Genomic DNA, 14,996 nt, shown 5'->3' on the forward strand with positions numbered 1-14,996 from the left:
TGCTTTATGTGGTGTGTACTATGGTGGGTAGTTTTTAGGAGAGGGTTGTATTGGAGTGACTGTTATTTGAGCGACTGCGAATTGAAAACACTTATCTAGATGGGTTGTAACTTCTTGAGAGGACGACTTGCGAGAATATCGTATATAGTGTATTATAAAGTGTTCGAGCTTAGCTCGTGTGTTTATAAACACATTGGTGATTGATAACACAATATGGGGTCGATCGGTTTCGACGGTGATCTGTTCGCTGTAGGGAAGCGTGTCGAGAATGCAGGGGTCCACTCGTTAACGTGCTCCTGTAAAAAATAAGTGCTAAATCTAACCGCACTGAGTTTGCTCTTGCTGCCTAAGCTTCGCGCTAGGATTTAACCGGCAAGATATCACTCCGTCCACTCCAACTCGTTCTCGGAAGGAATCTGGGCGTCGTTTAGAGAACTTGCTTGGTTCATTGAGTTGCTGGATGAATCAAGGACTTTAACAGTAGCTATGCCCGCTATCAGTTGTCTGCGTCATCGATAGGGGCAGACAGATAACCAAATGGTCAGCAGACTACACACGTAGAAGACTATGGGTGCGATTATCGGACCCGGGTTCAATTCCCGGCGGCTCCACTTCTAAGGGTTTCAGGCAAACGCTTGAAACCCTTTTTTCATGCCGATTCAGTGAAATACGAAACTACAAGTCGATAGGCGCGTTGAACATTGTCATGCTGAGCGTTCTTATTTGATGGAATAATTAATGTGTTGCTGATGCTGTAAGTTTCAATCCAATGACACAAGCAATAATCCCGATAATAAACAGTACTCTGAGTATCGAAAAGTCTTCTGCACCGGTAATCATAGCCCATAGCGCAGTAATAGAAGCTCCAATAGCAACCCATACAGCATAGCCTGTGCCAACAGGAATTATTTTGAGGGCATAACTCAACCCCAACATTGAGCAGATGCACGCAACAAAAAACACCACAGTAGGGATAAGCCGTGTGAAATGTTCACTGTAGGACAGTGCTGTAGCCCAAACAGCTTCTAAACAACCTGAAAGAATTAAGACGATCCAAGAAAACATGATACTCCTTTCTTTATGAGGCCGTCCTCTTTGAAAGAAGCAGATAGGTCGTCCTACCTGTACATTTTGATTTGCTTAATCTGCTATGACATAAAATTATGCGCCATGTCACAACTAGTGGAGACATTAGCAATTAATACAGACTTTTTGACTATCGTCCGTGGCACTCTAACCCTACTATTTGGATTAAATATAAAGTATTTGTATTTTGCACTACTGCCGCCCGTGAAGGGTGCGACAGTGGTAAATGAACAAGTGTGTCCACTATCCAGTCATTATTATGGCACATAAGGTACACCTATCAAAGATGGTATTTCTTCACGCGCTATGAGGCTGTTTAATGGCTCTTTGTGCTTATCAAATTTTCGATAGTGTTTTTATAACTGCTCTTATCGTACCGCAAGTATGCTGTAAACTGTGGTGCAAACTGCCGTAGGGAAGTGTCTGCTTAAGTTTTGCGTTTGTTTGTTGGATAACAAACTTTTTGAATACAATATGATAATTATTCTAGAGTATAGGTTACGGAAGTTTTCATTTTTTGTTCGGCAGCAAATCAGTGCGCAGCAGCGGAGTAGTAAGTTTGTTACTGATATGCAGTCGTTTATCAAGAGAGATGGGAAACCTCGTATAGACTGGCCAGCAACCACGCATCCGATAGGCGACCAGATTCTTGATCACGTTCTATATGGGGATAGAAAGCGTAATATTGGTGGGCATCTGCATGGTCAGGGTATTGTTGGCAAACGGGAATTTTCTGAAAGCTGGGATGCTACGCGTATTAAGCGTTCGATAGCGCAAGTGATGGAACGTCCATTATGGGTAAGGAAAGCTGCTCACGAGTTTAGACCTACAACATTTGGTGCTGAAATTGATGGTGTGCAAATTGAAGTAAAAGCATTCTTGTATCAAGGTCGTTATGTTATTGAGCGTGCATACCCTGTTGGTGGTGAGGGCGTTATTATGAATATGAAAAATGGTGATAAAATCGAGGTAAAGAAGTCACGTGCTAAAGTTTGGATTGGAGCATGATGAGTAATAATTATGATACTGCATCTGTTATTGCTTTCATGGAGCTTGTTGATGAATGCGTTGATGTGGCAGCTTCGTTCTCTGATGAAACTGATAAAAAGTTTGATACTGAACTAGCGCGAGATCAAGCGGAAGCTGGTGAGGGTGATGGGGCGATAATGGATATCATCATCTATGCTCAAGATCATCCTCAGTTGTATGATTTATTGCCCGCTGCTTTGTATGAAGAAGTTCGGAAGAACGATTACCTTAAAGATCGTTTGCATGTTTTTGCGGACTACCTATTTGAGCATGAGCCGAAACGATAAGTAAAACAGTAATCCTTAACAGTTGAGCCCACAGTGTGTGAGATACGCATTGTGGGCTCAACTTTTACTACCAGGAGTAGAAAGGAATACGATTGGATAATCAAGAACCAGAAGAAGAGCAGACAGAACCAACCACAGGCGAACATAGTGAGAGTCAAACAGACCAAGAAGCATCCACGCCACCGTGGGAGCGTGACGGCGTGGACTTCGACCCTGCTAAAGCGTGGAATCTTATTCAGAACTTGCGTGCTGATAACGCCAAAATCAAAGAAATGAACGATAGTTATAAATTGCAGTTGAAAACCTATGAGGATGAGAAACTCAGTGAGACAGAGCGGTTGCAACGTGATCTTGAAGAGGCGCATCAGGCTATCGCGAATTATAAGAAGGAACAAGTTTGGGTGTCTATTAAGCAAGCCCACCCTATCCTTACTGATGAAGACAAGGCGCTTATTGGTGAGGGAAGTGAAGAAGAGATGACTGTGCGTGCTGCAAAGCTTGCGGCACGACTCGAACAAGCTCAGGCAGCATTACGAGAAGCAGCAGTACAACCCATACGTCATCCACATATGAACCGCACCCCGTGAGGGGTGCGACCTTACAAACGGTGAAGCGAGTGAATGCTGAGTTATTTCAATTCACGCACCCCGTGAGGGGTGCGACGTTACAAACACACGTCATGTGGTGGCGTGGTTACATTTCAATTCACGCACCCCGTGAGGGGTGCGACAAGCCAAGAACAAATAATCAAACAACTTTGCGAAATTTCAATTCACGCACCCCGTGAGGGGTGCGACCATGGCATACGATTAGTAATAATGTCTATAAGCGTATTTCAATTCACGCACCCCGTGAGGGGTGCGACAAACGCACTAAACGAATGAAGGCGTTACCGTCAAATTTCAATTCACGCACCCCGTGAGGGGTGCGACGACCTTCAAGCGCCGCGCATGAGCTCACGTGTGGTATTTCAATTCACGCACCCCGTGAGGGGTGCGACACGGGTATGTCATACGGAGTGCCTAACCACTTTTATTTCGATTCACGCACCCCGTGAGGAGTGCGACCGATAAAAATGCGAGTGAGCGCACGCTTAAGTGTTATTTCGATTCACGCACCCCGTGAGTAGTGCGACAGAGTCGTAAATCACCACTCGTAGTACCAAATGTATTTCGATTCACGCACCCCGTGAGGAGTGCGACCTGCCCTATGTGCGTGAGTTCGCTTGCCATGTTTGATTTCGATTCACGCACCCCGTGAGGAGTGCGACAAAGTCGTCCACTACGTTTGCCCAATCGTCAAACATTTCGATTCACGCACCCCGTGAGGAGTGCGACTTCAATACTGTTGGCGGCGTTTTGCATGTGCTGTGATTTCGATTCACGCACCCCGTGAGGAGTGCGACGCCAGAATGCGGCACTGGTTTACCATCAAGCACAATTTCGATTCACGCACCCCGTGAGGGGTGCGACGATTGTGGAGTTAAAGATGCGCTTTCCTCGTTCAATATTTCAATTCACGCACCCCGTGAGGGGTGCGACTTTGACGACCTGAAAACACGCACCACTGTCATCATTTCAATTCACGCACCCCGTGAGGGGTGCGACCGCATAGATGGACAAATTATCCACTATACGAGCACATATTATGCCATATGTGACGAATAATTTCCACGAGGAAGCATAAATACTACTTCCTTGTTTATGTTGTCCTTATATCTCACTCTGAAATTATCAAACAACGATTGCAATAATGAACAAACAACGTCGGCGAATACCAAAATATGCTTTTATCTGGTGCGAACACTCCGTGTATTGATGAGTACTTGCGGTTCGCATAGGTTCTTAGCAAGAAGTTTATGGTAACACTTAGGGGCATTCGCAGCATTTCCAATTCGCATTGCATGCATAATTTCGTACCCACATATAACTATGCATTATGCCCCGCTATGCACCTACGTCTAAATAATCAACACCTCATCTAAGGGGTGATGAGTCTGCCTACCGTAGTGGCTTACTTTTGTTGAATATTTGCTGCCTAAATTATAGAACCTGATACTGTCTTTTTCGCTATCTATTATTTCCAACAGTTCGTGAATCAACTCCAGCTTTTGGGATGACGTAATTTCGCATTCAAATACGCTTTGCTGCACGCGTTGCCCGTATTTTGTACAGGCTTTTGCAACATTGCGCAGCCGACGTTTTCCTTGTGCAGTTTCAGTATTAACATCATAGGTTACTAAAACGAGCATGTTACTCTCCAACCAAGGTGTGGAATTGTGCAAAAGTACAACATAGTTTGAAAGTATTCAGCAATACCTTCTTGCTCAATTTTCTCAAACACTCAGTGCATCGTGTATCTTTATTTCCACAAAAATGGCGGGTATGCATCTAGATCACCTCGAATTGTTCGTGCTAAGAGCAGTGCTTGAGTATAGGGAAGCAGTCCCCAAGAGATTTTCTCTTGTAAAAATGGGTGAGTAATAGTTTCTTGCTTTCTCTTTTCCCATGCTGTAAGTACAGTTTTTCGCCCCAGCTCGCTAAGCAAGACACTTCCATTTTCTTGTGTCTCAAAATGTTTATATTGAATAACTCCTGTATTCACCAAGGTTAGCGCAAATCGATCGGCAAGACATGGACGTAATTCTTCCATTACATCAAGCGATAATGATGCTCTTCCAGGTCTATCTGTATGCATAAAACCAGCATAAGGATCTAATCCAACGCCATGAAGCGCACTTGCACAGCTTGACTGTAGGAGTACGTAAATGAAGGAAAGTAGCGCATTCATGGGATCTAATGGAGGTCTGCGGCTTCGTTCTGTGAAATAAAAATGTTCTTTATCTCTCAAAATGAGATCATCAAATGTTGCAAAATATTCGTGCGCTGCGAGACCTTCTATACCACGCAACTGATCAATGGATTCGCAGTCTTTTAGAGCAGTAAGTAGTTTTTGCAGTGTTGCACTGGTATGTTGTAAACGCTCTACATTAACACGTAGTTCATGGTCTCTTTTTGTACGTTCAACAACCCATCGAGCATTGTAAATTTTTCCAGTAATAAATGACTGTGCGTATGGTAATGCCATTTCAGGAGCGCTGCTAATGGCAAACTGCTCTTTACGTAAGATAATATTGCGCTGATGTTCTCCTAGTACTGAGCAAAGATAGCGTCCAGTTGGTTTGAAAAACGACAATTGTACGCCAAACTCACAGCAAGCTCCCATTAAAGCTGGAGAAGCTCCTTTGTAAGAGAAACATAGAATCGCATCTAAAGATCGCAAGGGGATAGAGGCAAGTGTGCGTTCCTCTTGCTTGACTACCACATTGTCTTGGTGCAAGGTTAGATAGGTATTTTCACTCAGTATGAAGAGCGTTCGTAATAATTGTTTCATATTGTTCTCGAATCTGGCTTGTTACAAAAGGTCGGTAACAGTAATACGGATCTCTTGTAATTGATTTGCTCAAGGGAATTTAAGGACCTAGTTTTTGCATCCATTACATATGTGTGGGCGCTATTTATGGGTAAAAAAGAGAACCTGTTCTGCTGCTATTAGGCAATGCTACTGGTTGATAGTTTGCTGAATATACGCTTTTGCGCTTGTTGAATTCAACATTTTGGGTTGGCATATGTCAAGTAGTGAACATGATTTGCAACGTGGACGAAACTTTGCTTTGGGAGTGTAGCCTCTGTTGAAGTAGTCGTGCATTTGCTTGCAGTATTGTTGCACTTGTTCACGCAGTTCAGTATTGAATGTAACAATTTCTCGTCGTTTTGTGTGTTGATAGAAAAGCGAACCCTCAGGTACGTCACAGGAAAGCATGTATTCTAGGCACATTGCTTCTGCACATAGTTGTAGACGATCGGCGTCGATTTCCTTAGGTTTACCATGCTTGTATTCAACAGGGTAGGGAATCCACGAACCTTGCCGTTTTGACAAATGTATGCCGTGTGGATTGCTGTGAAATTCCACAACATCACATATACCGCTAATCCCAAGTATGGGATTGAACACGCGTAAACTGCGTAAGATAAGAGTATTGCCGCGAGATTCTGATTGCTGATAATCATCGACACGTTCATGTTCAATAGACCCCGCTGTAGTGAGGTAATTATCAATCCATTGCTGCTCAATATGGATAAGAGCCCATTGTCGTGCACAGAATGCGTAGTGCTGTATTCCGGAAAGTTGAAGCCACTCATCTTCGCTGTATGATGTTGAAATATGTACGTTTGGCACTTCCATTTTGCCAACTTTCTTCGTTGAAAGCGAGAGTAATATTTGTAATACAATTGGCAGGGCTACAGCATTGAAGACTCAGCCAAATGACTACAAAGTGTACGTACGAATTGCACACTCAGCAGGCCTGAAAACTCATCAACAATCATTACATATTAAGCTAGCAATTAACTACTCATCACCGTGCTATAAGTATGTTTTCAGAGCGTATCAGGCCTACTGGGTTTATCTTCTATTGATGAAGGAGAGCGTTATTTGCCTTCGATAATCTCATAATGAAGTCCAGGTATAGTTGATTCATCAACAGTAACCGTGCCTTCATCATCAATATGTACAGCGCGATGTACACGAGCTGAGGAATACTGACCTGATCGGTCATTGTGCTCAAACCAGACAACAGCTATCACTTCCATAGATCCCGCAGGGCGAGCAGAGCTTTCATCATTTTCAAAAATAGTAAGCAGGGCTTCCTTGACCTTTTGAGCGTCAGCATCACTGAAACCAGTTAAACTTGACAACTGAGTGTTGATAGAGCCATACGTAGCATACACAGCACTTCCTGAAATGCGGTATTTGAATCCCATGGTATCTGCGGATTTTTTACCAGTATCAGTAGTTTCACTATTTACCGACTTTGTGATTTCTATGTCATCGATAGCTACTGGTTTGAGGGAGAATGCTGGCTGAATACTTACCGGTCCGCGCACGCCCAGTGAAACTGCATCACTGTCTTTAGTACCTTTTGCTTTATACGCGAATACTTGTCCAAATGCACGCACATCGAACCATTGCTTGCATACGTGATGATACATGGTGGTTTTATTATTTGACTCGTCTTTGTCAAGCGATTGCTTGAAAGTATTGAAGCGATCAGATAGTGAACGTTCCCCGTCATCAGAGCGTTCTTCTGCTTGTACAAAAATGCGTTCACCAGCGTCCTGTAAACGGTTGCGTAATTTGCGCTTTAATGCTACATCTGATACTTCTCCAAGGCCGCTGCCAATAGTGCGTGGGCGATTGCCGTTTAGAGGGTCACCGTTAGGGTTAGCATTTTGTACACGGAATACTAATGCAAAGTCGATTTTATGGGTAAGAGTTTCCATAGTTGCTCCTTAGTAATGTATGTAATATGGTCTTCGATTTTAACTGAATTACTCTGCAGATTCTGGATTATGTTTAGCTTCTTCGTTACTGTTTGTACTCCAACCAGCAATGTTCCTTCGCTGATGAGAATATCCCAGTAAATACAGCGCGGATAGAGCTTCATCTGATTCGTATTCTTTAGGATTAAATCTGTCCATAACTTCATCGATGGTATTGCAAATTCTTTGAGTAAAGCGTACAAGCCTTGGATTACTCTTCCCATATTCAATATAGGGATTTATTTTATTACGTATTGTGTTATATGTTTCAAATGGGTGTGCACTGTAGTTGTTCATAAAACGCAGAGCGTTAGTGGCACGGTTTGCATTTGTGCCATTACCACGCACGTAGAGTACTCGTTCTTCAAAGCAGTCAGCGAGTGCTAGTAGCCGTCCATACAAGTAGTCCCTGTCAGTGCGTTCCTCATCGAGTGCCATAGTAATCTCCCTTCGATTGTTGTTATTGAGGTTGTAATACTGTTTCCATAGTCCACAAGTAACGGCTAAATCTGTCTGCCAAGTGCTCAATTTGTCGTAGGACAATGGATGTTTGACGTGATTGAATGTTTCTTCGAGTATTGCTCTAGGTACTGGTTTTGCACTAAACATGCATTCGATAAGGAGTTGTCGTGTTACGCGCTTTAACTGTTTGTAGCGCTTACTCGTTTGGTCTGCAGTGCCGAATGCTACACGGATAATATCGTCAGACGATGGTGAGCTAGTTATAATTTCACGTTTATATCCATCATCTGTTTTCTTATACCGTGGTATATCCCAAGCAATATTAGCGTGCCAGCGTGCAAGATTTTCAAGGTACTCTTTTGGTTGAAGTTCACGGTAATATCGCACACTCAGACGTCCAGTTGAAGCAGCATCAAGGATGAGTATAACTATTCTTCCTTCATGCTGGCTCATAAAATTAGGTGAATGATGCCCTTGCAGTAATTTGGCAAACTTCTTCGCAAATTCCTGATAAGTGACTTGTTGTGCTTCTTCAACAGGGTTATTTGATGTTATAAGCTGATCGGCAGCAAGCCAGCTTAGCGTAACAGGTTTAGCAATACCAGAGATTTCAGGTTCATCAACTGGTAATTGTGGCTTTGCAACCTGCCAAATTACAATTGCTTGAGTATCGGTAATCAAACCATGCGTGCGTACAAGCCAGCGCAGTGTATTATGGATTTTTTGCGAGGTAAGCGAATCAATAGAGAGTGCTTCATCGCGGTTAGCAAATCGACCTCGGAAGGTAAAACCACTACTATCATTCGCAGATAAAACTTTGGCATTACCTGCAGTGCTCACAATATTCTTCGGGAAATTTTCCACTTGGGTATAGAAATCCTGTCCGAACATATCTTTACCAACAGCATGCCCGTGATGTGAGGAGAAAGCAATCCACTGCTCACGGATTTCAGGTTTATCAGCAATAGCTTGTATTGCAGTGTCAGGTTCCTCAATAAGGAAGGAAACACCAAGTTTATGATCTTTATCCGTGAAAGTCTCATTGAATCGTTCAGTAGCATCTTTTGTGAGGCTATGTTGAGTAAGATACGAGTAGAGGGCATTGAGTATGGCGTTGTCACCTTTCCACTGGTTAAGCTGCTCAAGATATAATCTAGCTTTGTCTGCATCAAGAGTCGCATCCAAGTAATGTAATTGATCGCATAAAGCATGTGGCGCGGGCTTACTTGTTCTACCCATAGATGCTTCGGTGCATGGAATAATCACTGTTTGCGTCTTGTCGAGGCGTTTGAAATTCACCAGTTCGCCTTGAAGATTAATCGTCGCTTCAAAACTGACCTTAAGCGTCATGTGATTAAGCGGCAATAATGCTTGATTCACTACATCGTCGTGGGGGTTGTCGCTTGATTCAACAAGCCCTGATGCTGGTTTAATGTGTTCGTAAGTGTTCAGAAGATTAGTCCAGATATCCATATTCTTCCTCCACGCGTTGCACATTGGTTCCAAGTTGGAATTGTTGTATAGGCTGATGAGAACGAATAATGCGTTGTTCAAGATGCGTTGTTTTGTCATGAAAATCAATCACACCATCATGCATTACTGGTCTAAAAAACTGAGTTATGAAATGGTGTTCTGGATTTTCATCCGGATAAATGAAACTGTGAAACATATATCCCATATCCCAGTCGCCGTAATCGTCATAAAAACCTGCGCTTTCGCCAAAAACGCATGGTTCGATATATCCAGGGCATTCACGTGTACCTAAGAAAATATCGCGTCTTCCACCTTTTTCTACTGAGCGGAGTGCAATTTGATGGTGTTTATTTTCGTTGCGATCGCCCGCTAGATCTTTGCGTTGTTCATTCCAAACAAAATGTGCTTGTACTTGGTAACGTACGTCATAAAGATATGTGTAATAGGATAAGTCGTTGCTGCCACTGAGCTTAATTGGTCTGATGCCCTTGCTTTCAGTTTGTATTTTATGCATAATGCGCACAGCATCAATAACCCAGATGAAAGTAGGTTTCCAATAAATTCCTTCAGTAATGCCAATCAATGCTTGATATGTTGGTACTGAATAGGAAAATTTTTCGCCGCCGATTCGTGCTGCTGGATCTGAAAACAGGGCATATTTTCCTGATATTTCGTATTCAATAGAGTTTCTATGTTGGCTCATCGAGCCTCCTTGGAGTATCTTCGTTGATATAACATATTGTACAACTTTATATGGACTATAATATCAATTAATAAGAAGTTCTTATTGTTTGATATGCTTACGACATTCGAGTTTTGCAAAGTCGTGTCGCTTAAAATATTAAGCGTGAATTGAAAATTATTTATTGATATGTAGGTGCAGTGCTGGGCCTCGGCCCAGCAAAACCTGCTTCAGGTGCAATGCATTATTGCCTGCTGTTGAGTAGTATGCTAGATGGCAAATAAACACCGTGGAACTGAGGTTGTGATGGCGCAATCAATACTGTATGGGCGAAAATCAGAGGATGGAGATACTCAACCGCTTCGTGAACATTTATTGGGAGCGGGGCGATTAGCGCAATCTTTTGAACAAGAATATAGTGATCTAGCATATGCTGCAGCAGTACTTCACGACATTGGTAAGGCTAGCGACGATTTTCAAGCATACTTGCTGAATAATCAAGGTGAGCGTGGCAGTGTGCATCATGCTATTCACGGAGCGTTATTAACGCAACAATCTCAGTACCAAACCTCTGACGAAGCTCAGTTAGCTAATGCCATACTTGCACTTGCCATTGCTAGGCATCATGGTGAATTGCCGGATTGTATTTTCCGCCAACAAGACCAGTATGGCGCAAATAGTATTTTTGAAGTATTTGCAGGAAAAATCCCCCAGGTCGATCAAGATAACTTCACTCAGGTGCGATCGCGCCTAGATGAATTACAGCTAGATGTTGATCAAATATTGCAACAAGCTGTTTCGAATATTCATGAGTTTCACTCTACGCTTGCCGCACATCAACAAACGATTGCCACTTATGATCAGGTTATGTTTTATTACGGTTTGCTCGTGAAATATATGTATTCAAGACTTGTTGATGCAGATAGGCTTGACGCAGCTGCTTTCACTATGCCTGCATCTCAACGTGAACATGCTCTTGTCCAGACGCAGCCTGATTGGGAAACATATATTCAAAAACTTGCGGACTTTACTAGTACCTTTGATACAGCAACACCAATAAACCGAGTGCGCACTTCAATTTACAGCCAATGCCAAGAAGTCTCGCAACGTGAAACTGGTATCTACCAGTTAGCAGTACCTACTGGTGGTGGCAAAACACTTGCATCACTGAACTTTGCCTTACATCATGCTAAGCAGCGGAACAAGCGACGCATTATTTATGTAATTCCGTATCTGTCGATTACTACGCAAACGGCGCAAGTGTTTCGTTCGGTATTTGATCTTGACGCTGAAAATACTGTGCTTCTTGAACATTACTCCAGAGCGGATTCATATAGAACGAATAGTCAAGAACATGTAGCAGAAACTGGGCAACGTGATGATGAGTCTTTACTGGAAAAACTAGCTGCAGAACGATGGGATAGTCCAATTATCGTAACCACTATGGTGCAATTTTTGGAGACAGTAATGTCTGCTCAAGGCACGAAGCTACGTAAATTCCATAATATGGCTGACAGTATTATTATTTTCGATGAGATACAAGCATTGCCTACCAATACCATTAATCTCTTCAATGAGATTGTAAGTTTTCTTTCAAATATATTGCATACCACTATTGTGCTGTGTTCCGCTACGCAGCCGCATTTGATGCAATCGAGTAGGCATAATCTTGCATTGAGTGCTAAGCCTAATCTTGTGCATCTAAGCGATAAGGAGCGTCAAGTCTTTCGCAGAACACAAATTATTGCATCGCAAGAACTGTGCTCTATCGAGGAGTTTGCGGAACATGTGTTGGAATCTGCTCGTACCCATGGTAATTGTTTGGCTGTTGTGAATTTGAAAAATGAGGCAAAAAAAGTGTTGGCTCACCTTAAATCGCTACATGCTGAGGATGAGTTCACTCTTGTACATTTGAGTACTAATATGTGCAATGCACATCGCGCTGATAAAATTGCGTTCTTAAATAAGCAACTTGCTACAAAGGACGCTCACGTAATTTGTGTGAGTACGCAGCTGATTGAAGCAGGCGTTGATATTTCCTTCAGGAGTGTTGTGCGTGCAACAGCTGGTCTCGATAGTATTATTCAGGCAGCTGGACGTTGTAATCGTAACGGGGAACGTGCTACTCCAGCACCAGTGTTGGTGTACTCACTACAAGACGAGCATTTAGAGAATCTCCCAACGATTCAAATTGGTAAAAATATAACCGAGCAAATCTTGAGGCAGCATCCTGAGATTGATTTGCTTTCTAACCGAGCAATAGATTTGTATTATGACATATTATTTGACACATATAAAGTGCAACCGGGAATGAATAGCATCATGGATTACGAGTTTAGACAAGCTGGTGGTACTCGTATGTATGCGTATTCAGCATTAGCAGTAAATAAGAAACAACGTGGCGAGTATTACAATGCAACTGGCAAGCAGTATCTCAATCTATTCGCTCAAGCATTTGCCACGGTGGGGGAGCATTTCCGAGTGATTAAAAATGCTGGTCAGTCTGTTGTAGTGCTCTATAGCACGCAGGAAGATCAAGAATGCAAACCACTTACTTTTATTCAGCAGCTAGCTGATTCTAGTATTGATAAATCCGAAAAGCTTGCAATTTTACGCCAATTGCAGCCGTATACCATCACCTTGTTTGATTATGAAATTCGCAAACTCGAAGATGAACACGCATTAACCACGCAAGAAATTGTGCCCAATAGTAATTTTACCATTCGCTACATTGATAGTGCACACTATAGTGATGATATAGGTATCACTTATGATATTACGCCGGACATGATGATGTTTTAACGTAAGATTTTTCAACAATCTTTCGTAACTTGTTACTGTCGTTTGTACTTCCGCTTGGTTTAGCATAGCGTTACCGCAGCGTGTGAATTGTCGAAGGCAGGTTTGAGATTGGCTTTCGTATTTTGGATTTCGTAATAATACAGCGTCTAGATACACATGCCGAAAAATGAGATAAACGCGCGAAGTGCTGTGTCGTACTTGTATGGTGCTATCAATATCTGTTGAGGAAGTTTGCCATACATGCAGTAAGGGGCTTTTATGCAGGGAAATACTAACAGTGGCAGTGCAGTAGCTGCTACCCAGGCGTCTCAAGCTCAGCCAGATACAGGGAGCGGTAGCGGCAGCAAAGATGAAGGATTGCGTCGTTCGTTGCGCCAGCGCCATCTCACCATGATTGCTATCGGTGGGGCAATTGGCACAGGGTTATTCGTTGCTTCAGGGGCAACTATTGCCCAAGCTGGACCTGGTGGCGCACTCGTGGCTTATGGTGCTATTGGCATTATGGTATGGCTGATTATGCAGTCCTTGGGAGAAATGGCAGCGTATCTACCCGTTGCTGGTTCCTTTGGTGAATATGGCACTCGTTTTGTCTCTCCATCGTTTGGCTTTGCTATTGGTTGGAATTACTGGTTTAATTGGGCAATAACTGTAGCAGCAGAACTCGTTGCGGCAGCCTTAGTGATGAAATACTGGTTCCCCAACACCCCTTCTATTGTTTGGTCAGCACTGTTCTTGGCAATTCTTTTTATCATTAACGCACTTTCTGCACGAGCTTATGGTGAAAGTGAATTCTGGTTTGCTGCTATTAAAGTTGCAGCAGTTGTGGTATTCCTTGTGCTTGGTATTGCTATGATTGTTGGCATTATTGGAGACTCTCCAGGAGCTACCAACTGGACTAAAGGTCAAGCACCATTCGTTGGTGGCTACAAGGGGATTTTGCTGGTACTCCTCGTTGCTGGATACTCATTCCAAGGTACTGAGTTGATTGGTACTGCAGCAGGTGAGGCTGCTGATCCGGGCAGGTCCATTCCTCGGGCAATTCGCACTATTTTCTGGCGAATTCTGCTCTTTTATATTGGTGCTATTGCTGTTATTGGTTTTCTCATTCCATACACGGATCCGTCACTATTATCGTCATCGGAAACGAATATTGCAGTTTCTCCATTCACTTTGGTATTCAAAAAAGCTGGTATTTTAGGTGCAGCAACACTGATGAACGCAGTAATCCTAACTTCTGTGCTTTCTGCTGGAACCTCTGGTCTGTATGCTTCTACACGCATGCTATTTGCGCTTGCAGAAAACGGGCAGGCGCCAAAGTTTTTGATGAAGTTATCAAAGCATCAGGTGCCGTTTAATGCGCTTGTAGCTACTACTTTAGTTGGGTTGGCAGGCTTTATTACATCGCTTGTAGGTGACGGTAAAGCATATGAGTTTTTGCTGACTGTTTCTGCTTTGGCTGGCTTTATTACTTGGGCTGGTATTTCGTGGTGTCATTGGAAATTCCGTATGGCATTAAAGGCACAAGGTCATTCATTAGACGAATTGCCATACCGTTCTCGTTTCTTCCCAGCTGGTGCAGTGGTAGCTTTACTAGCATGTATTGCTATTATTATCGGTCAGGCGTATGAACCAATTACTTCAGGCGCATCGATTGGCGGAGTATTGATGCCATATATTGGTGTTCCAGTGTTCTTTGCATTATGGTGGGGGCATAAGTTGGTCACGCATGCGCCATCAGTAACTCCTGAAACAGCTGATTTAGGGACGCATAATGTGCACTAATTCTCAGTGAGT

General features: G+C 43.0%; 12 protein-coding genes, 1 other RNA gene and 1 CRISPR repeat array. Of the genes, 6 read left to right on the forward strand and 7 right to left on the reverse strand.

What is annotated here, in order from left to right; genetic code table 11:
* Positions 1-215: 215 nt before the first annotated feature.
* Positions 216-614: a transfer-messenger RNA gene (gene ssrA / locus IEU85_RS02120) on the forward strand.
* A gap of 121 nt (positions 615-735) precedes the next feature.
* Here the strand turns inward: ssrA and IEU85_RS02125 are convergent.
* On the reverse strand, positions 736-1,065 hold the full coding sequence (locus IEU85_RS02125) for a DMT family transporter (protein WP_188354578.1): 330 nt from the start codon (positions 1,063-1,065) through the stop codon (positions 736-738).
* Positions 1,066-1,656: 591 nt separating this feature from the next.
* Between IEU85_RS02125 and IEU85_RS02130 the strand changes: the two genes are divergently transcribed.
* The 3 genes from IEU85_RS02130 to IEU85_RS08915 all read left to right on the forward strand — a co-directional run bounded on the left by IEU85_RS02130 (position 1,657) and on the right by IEU85_RS08915 (position 2,989).
* Positions 1,657-2,094: a hypothetical protein gene (locus tag IEU85_RS02130; protein ID WP_188354579.1), complete on the forward strand. Its 438-nt coding sequence runs from the start codon at positions 1,657-1,659 to the stop codon at positions 2,092-2,094.
* Complete coding sequence (locus tag IEU85_RS02135; RefSeq protein WP_188354580.1) at positions 2,094-2,402, forward strand: hypothetical protein; 309 nt, start codon at positions 2,094-2,096, stop codon at positions 2,400-2,402. The genes IEU85_RS02130 and IEU85_RS02135 overlap by 1 nt, the downstream gene beginning before the upstream one ends.
* A gap of 92 nt (positions 2,403-2,494) precedes the next feature.
* Complete coding sequence (locus IEU85_RS08915; protein WP_443093418.1) at positions 2,495-2,989, forward strand: hypothetical protein; 495 nt, start codon at positions 2,495-2,497, stop codon at positions 2,987-2,989.
* Between the two features lie 43 nt (positions 2,990-3,032).
* Positions 3,033-4,009: a CRISPR direct-repeat array (repeat unit 33 nt; unit sequence ATTTCAATTCACGCACCCCGTGAGGGGTGCGAC).
* Positions 4,010-4,362: 353 nt separating this feature from the next.
* Here the strand turns inward: IEU85_RS08915 and cas2 are convergent.
* The 6 genes from cas2 to cas5c all read right to left on the reverse strand — a co-directional run bounded on the left by cas2 (position 4,363) and on the right by cas5c (position 10,421).
* Positions 4,363-4,653 carry a CRISPR-associated endonuclease Cas2 gene (gene cas2, locus IEU85_RS02140; RefSeq protein WP_188354581.1) on the reverse strand — a complete coding sequence of 97 codons (291 nt, stop codon included), beginning with the start codon at positions 4,651-4,653 and terminating at the stop codon, positions 4,363-4,365.
* 110 nt (positions 4,654-4,763) lie between these two features.
* Complete coding sequence (gene cas1c / locus IEU85_RS02145) at positions 4,764-5,795, reverse strand: type I-C CRISPR-associated endonuclease Cas1c (protein ID WP_188354582.1); 1,032 nt, start codon at positions 5,793-5,795, stop codon at positions 4,764-4,766.
* 168 nt (positions 5,796-5,963) lie between these two features.
* Positions 5,964-6,647: a CRISPR-associated protein Cas4 gene (gene cas4 / locus IEU85_RS02150; RefSeq protein WP_188354583.1), complete on the reverse strand. Its 684-nt coding sequence runs from the start codon at positions 6,645-6,647 to the stop codon at positions 5,964-5,966.
* A gap of 245 nt (positions 6,648-6,892) precedes the next feature.
* Positions 6,893-7,744: a type I-C CRISPR-associated protein Cas7/Csd2 gene (gene cas7c, locus IEU85_RS02155; protein WP_188354584.1), complete on the reverse strand. Its 852-nt coding sequence runs from the start codon at positions 7,742-7,744 to the stop codon at positions 6,893-6,895.
* Between the two features lie 48 nt (positions 7,745-7,792).
* Positions 7,793-9,718: a type I-C CRISPR-associated protein Cas8c/Csd1 gene (cas8c, locus tag IEU85_RS02160; protein ID WP_188354585.1), complete on the reverse strand. Its 1,926-nt coding sequence runs from the start codon at positions 9,716-9,718 to the stop codon at positions 7,793-7,795.
* Positions 9,702-10,421 carry a type I-C CRISPR-associated protein Cas5c gene (gene cas5c, locus IEU85_RS02165; RefSeq protein ID WP_188354586.1) on the reverse strand — a complete coding sequence of 240 codons (720 nt, stop codon included), beginning with the start codon at positions 10,419-10,421 and terminating at the stop codon, positions 9,702-9,704. The genes cas8c and cas5c overlap by 17 nt, the downstream gene beginning before the upstream one ends.
* A 252-nt stretch (positions 10,422-10,673) precedes the next feature.
* Between cas5c and cas3 the strand changes: the two genes are divergently transcribed.
* Both cas3 and IEU85_RS02175 read left to right on the forward strand, forming a co-directional pair.
* Complete coding sequence (gene cas3 / locus IEU85_RS02170; protein WP_229714688.1) at positions 10,674-13,202, forward strand: CRISPR-associated helicase Cas3'; 2,529 nt, start codon at positions 10,674-10,676, stop codon at positions 13,200-13,202.
* A gap of 258 nt (positions 13,203-13,460) precedes the next feature.
* A complete protein-coding gene (locus IEU85_RS02175) occupies positions 13,461-14,984 on the forward strand; it encodes an amino acid permease (protein WP_188354587.1) in 1,524 nt (507 codons plus the stop codon).
* Positions 14,985-14,996 lie beyond the last annotated feature (12 nt).

Source organism: Galliscardovia ingluviei (assembly GCF_014635685.1).
Classification (GTDB): Bacteria; Actinomycetota; Actinomycetes; order Actinomycetales; family Bifidobacteriaceae; genus Galliscardovia; species Galliscardovia ingluviei.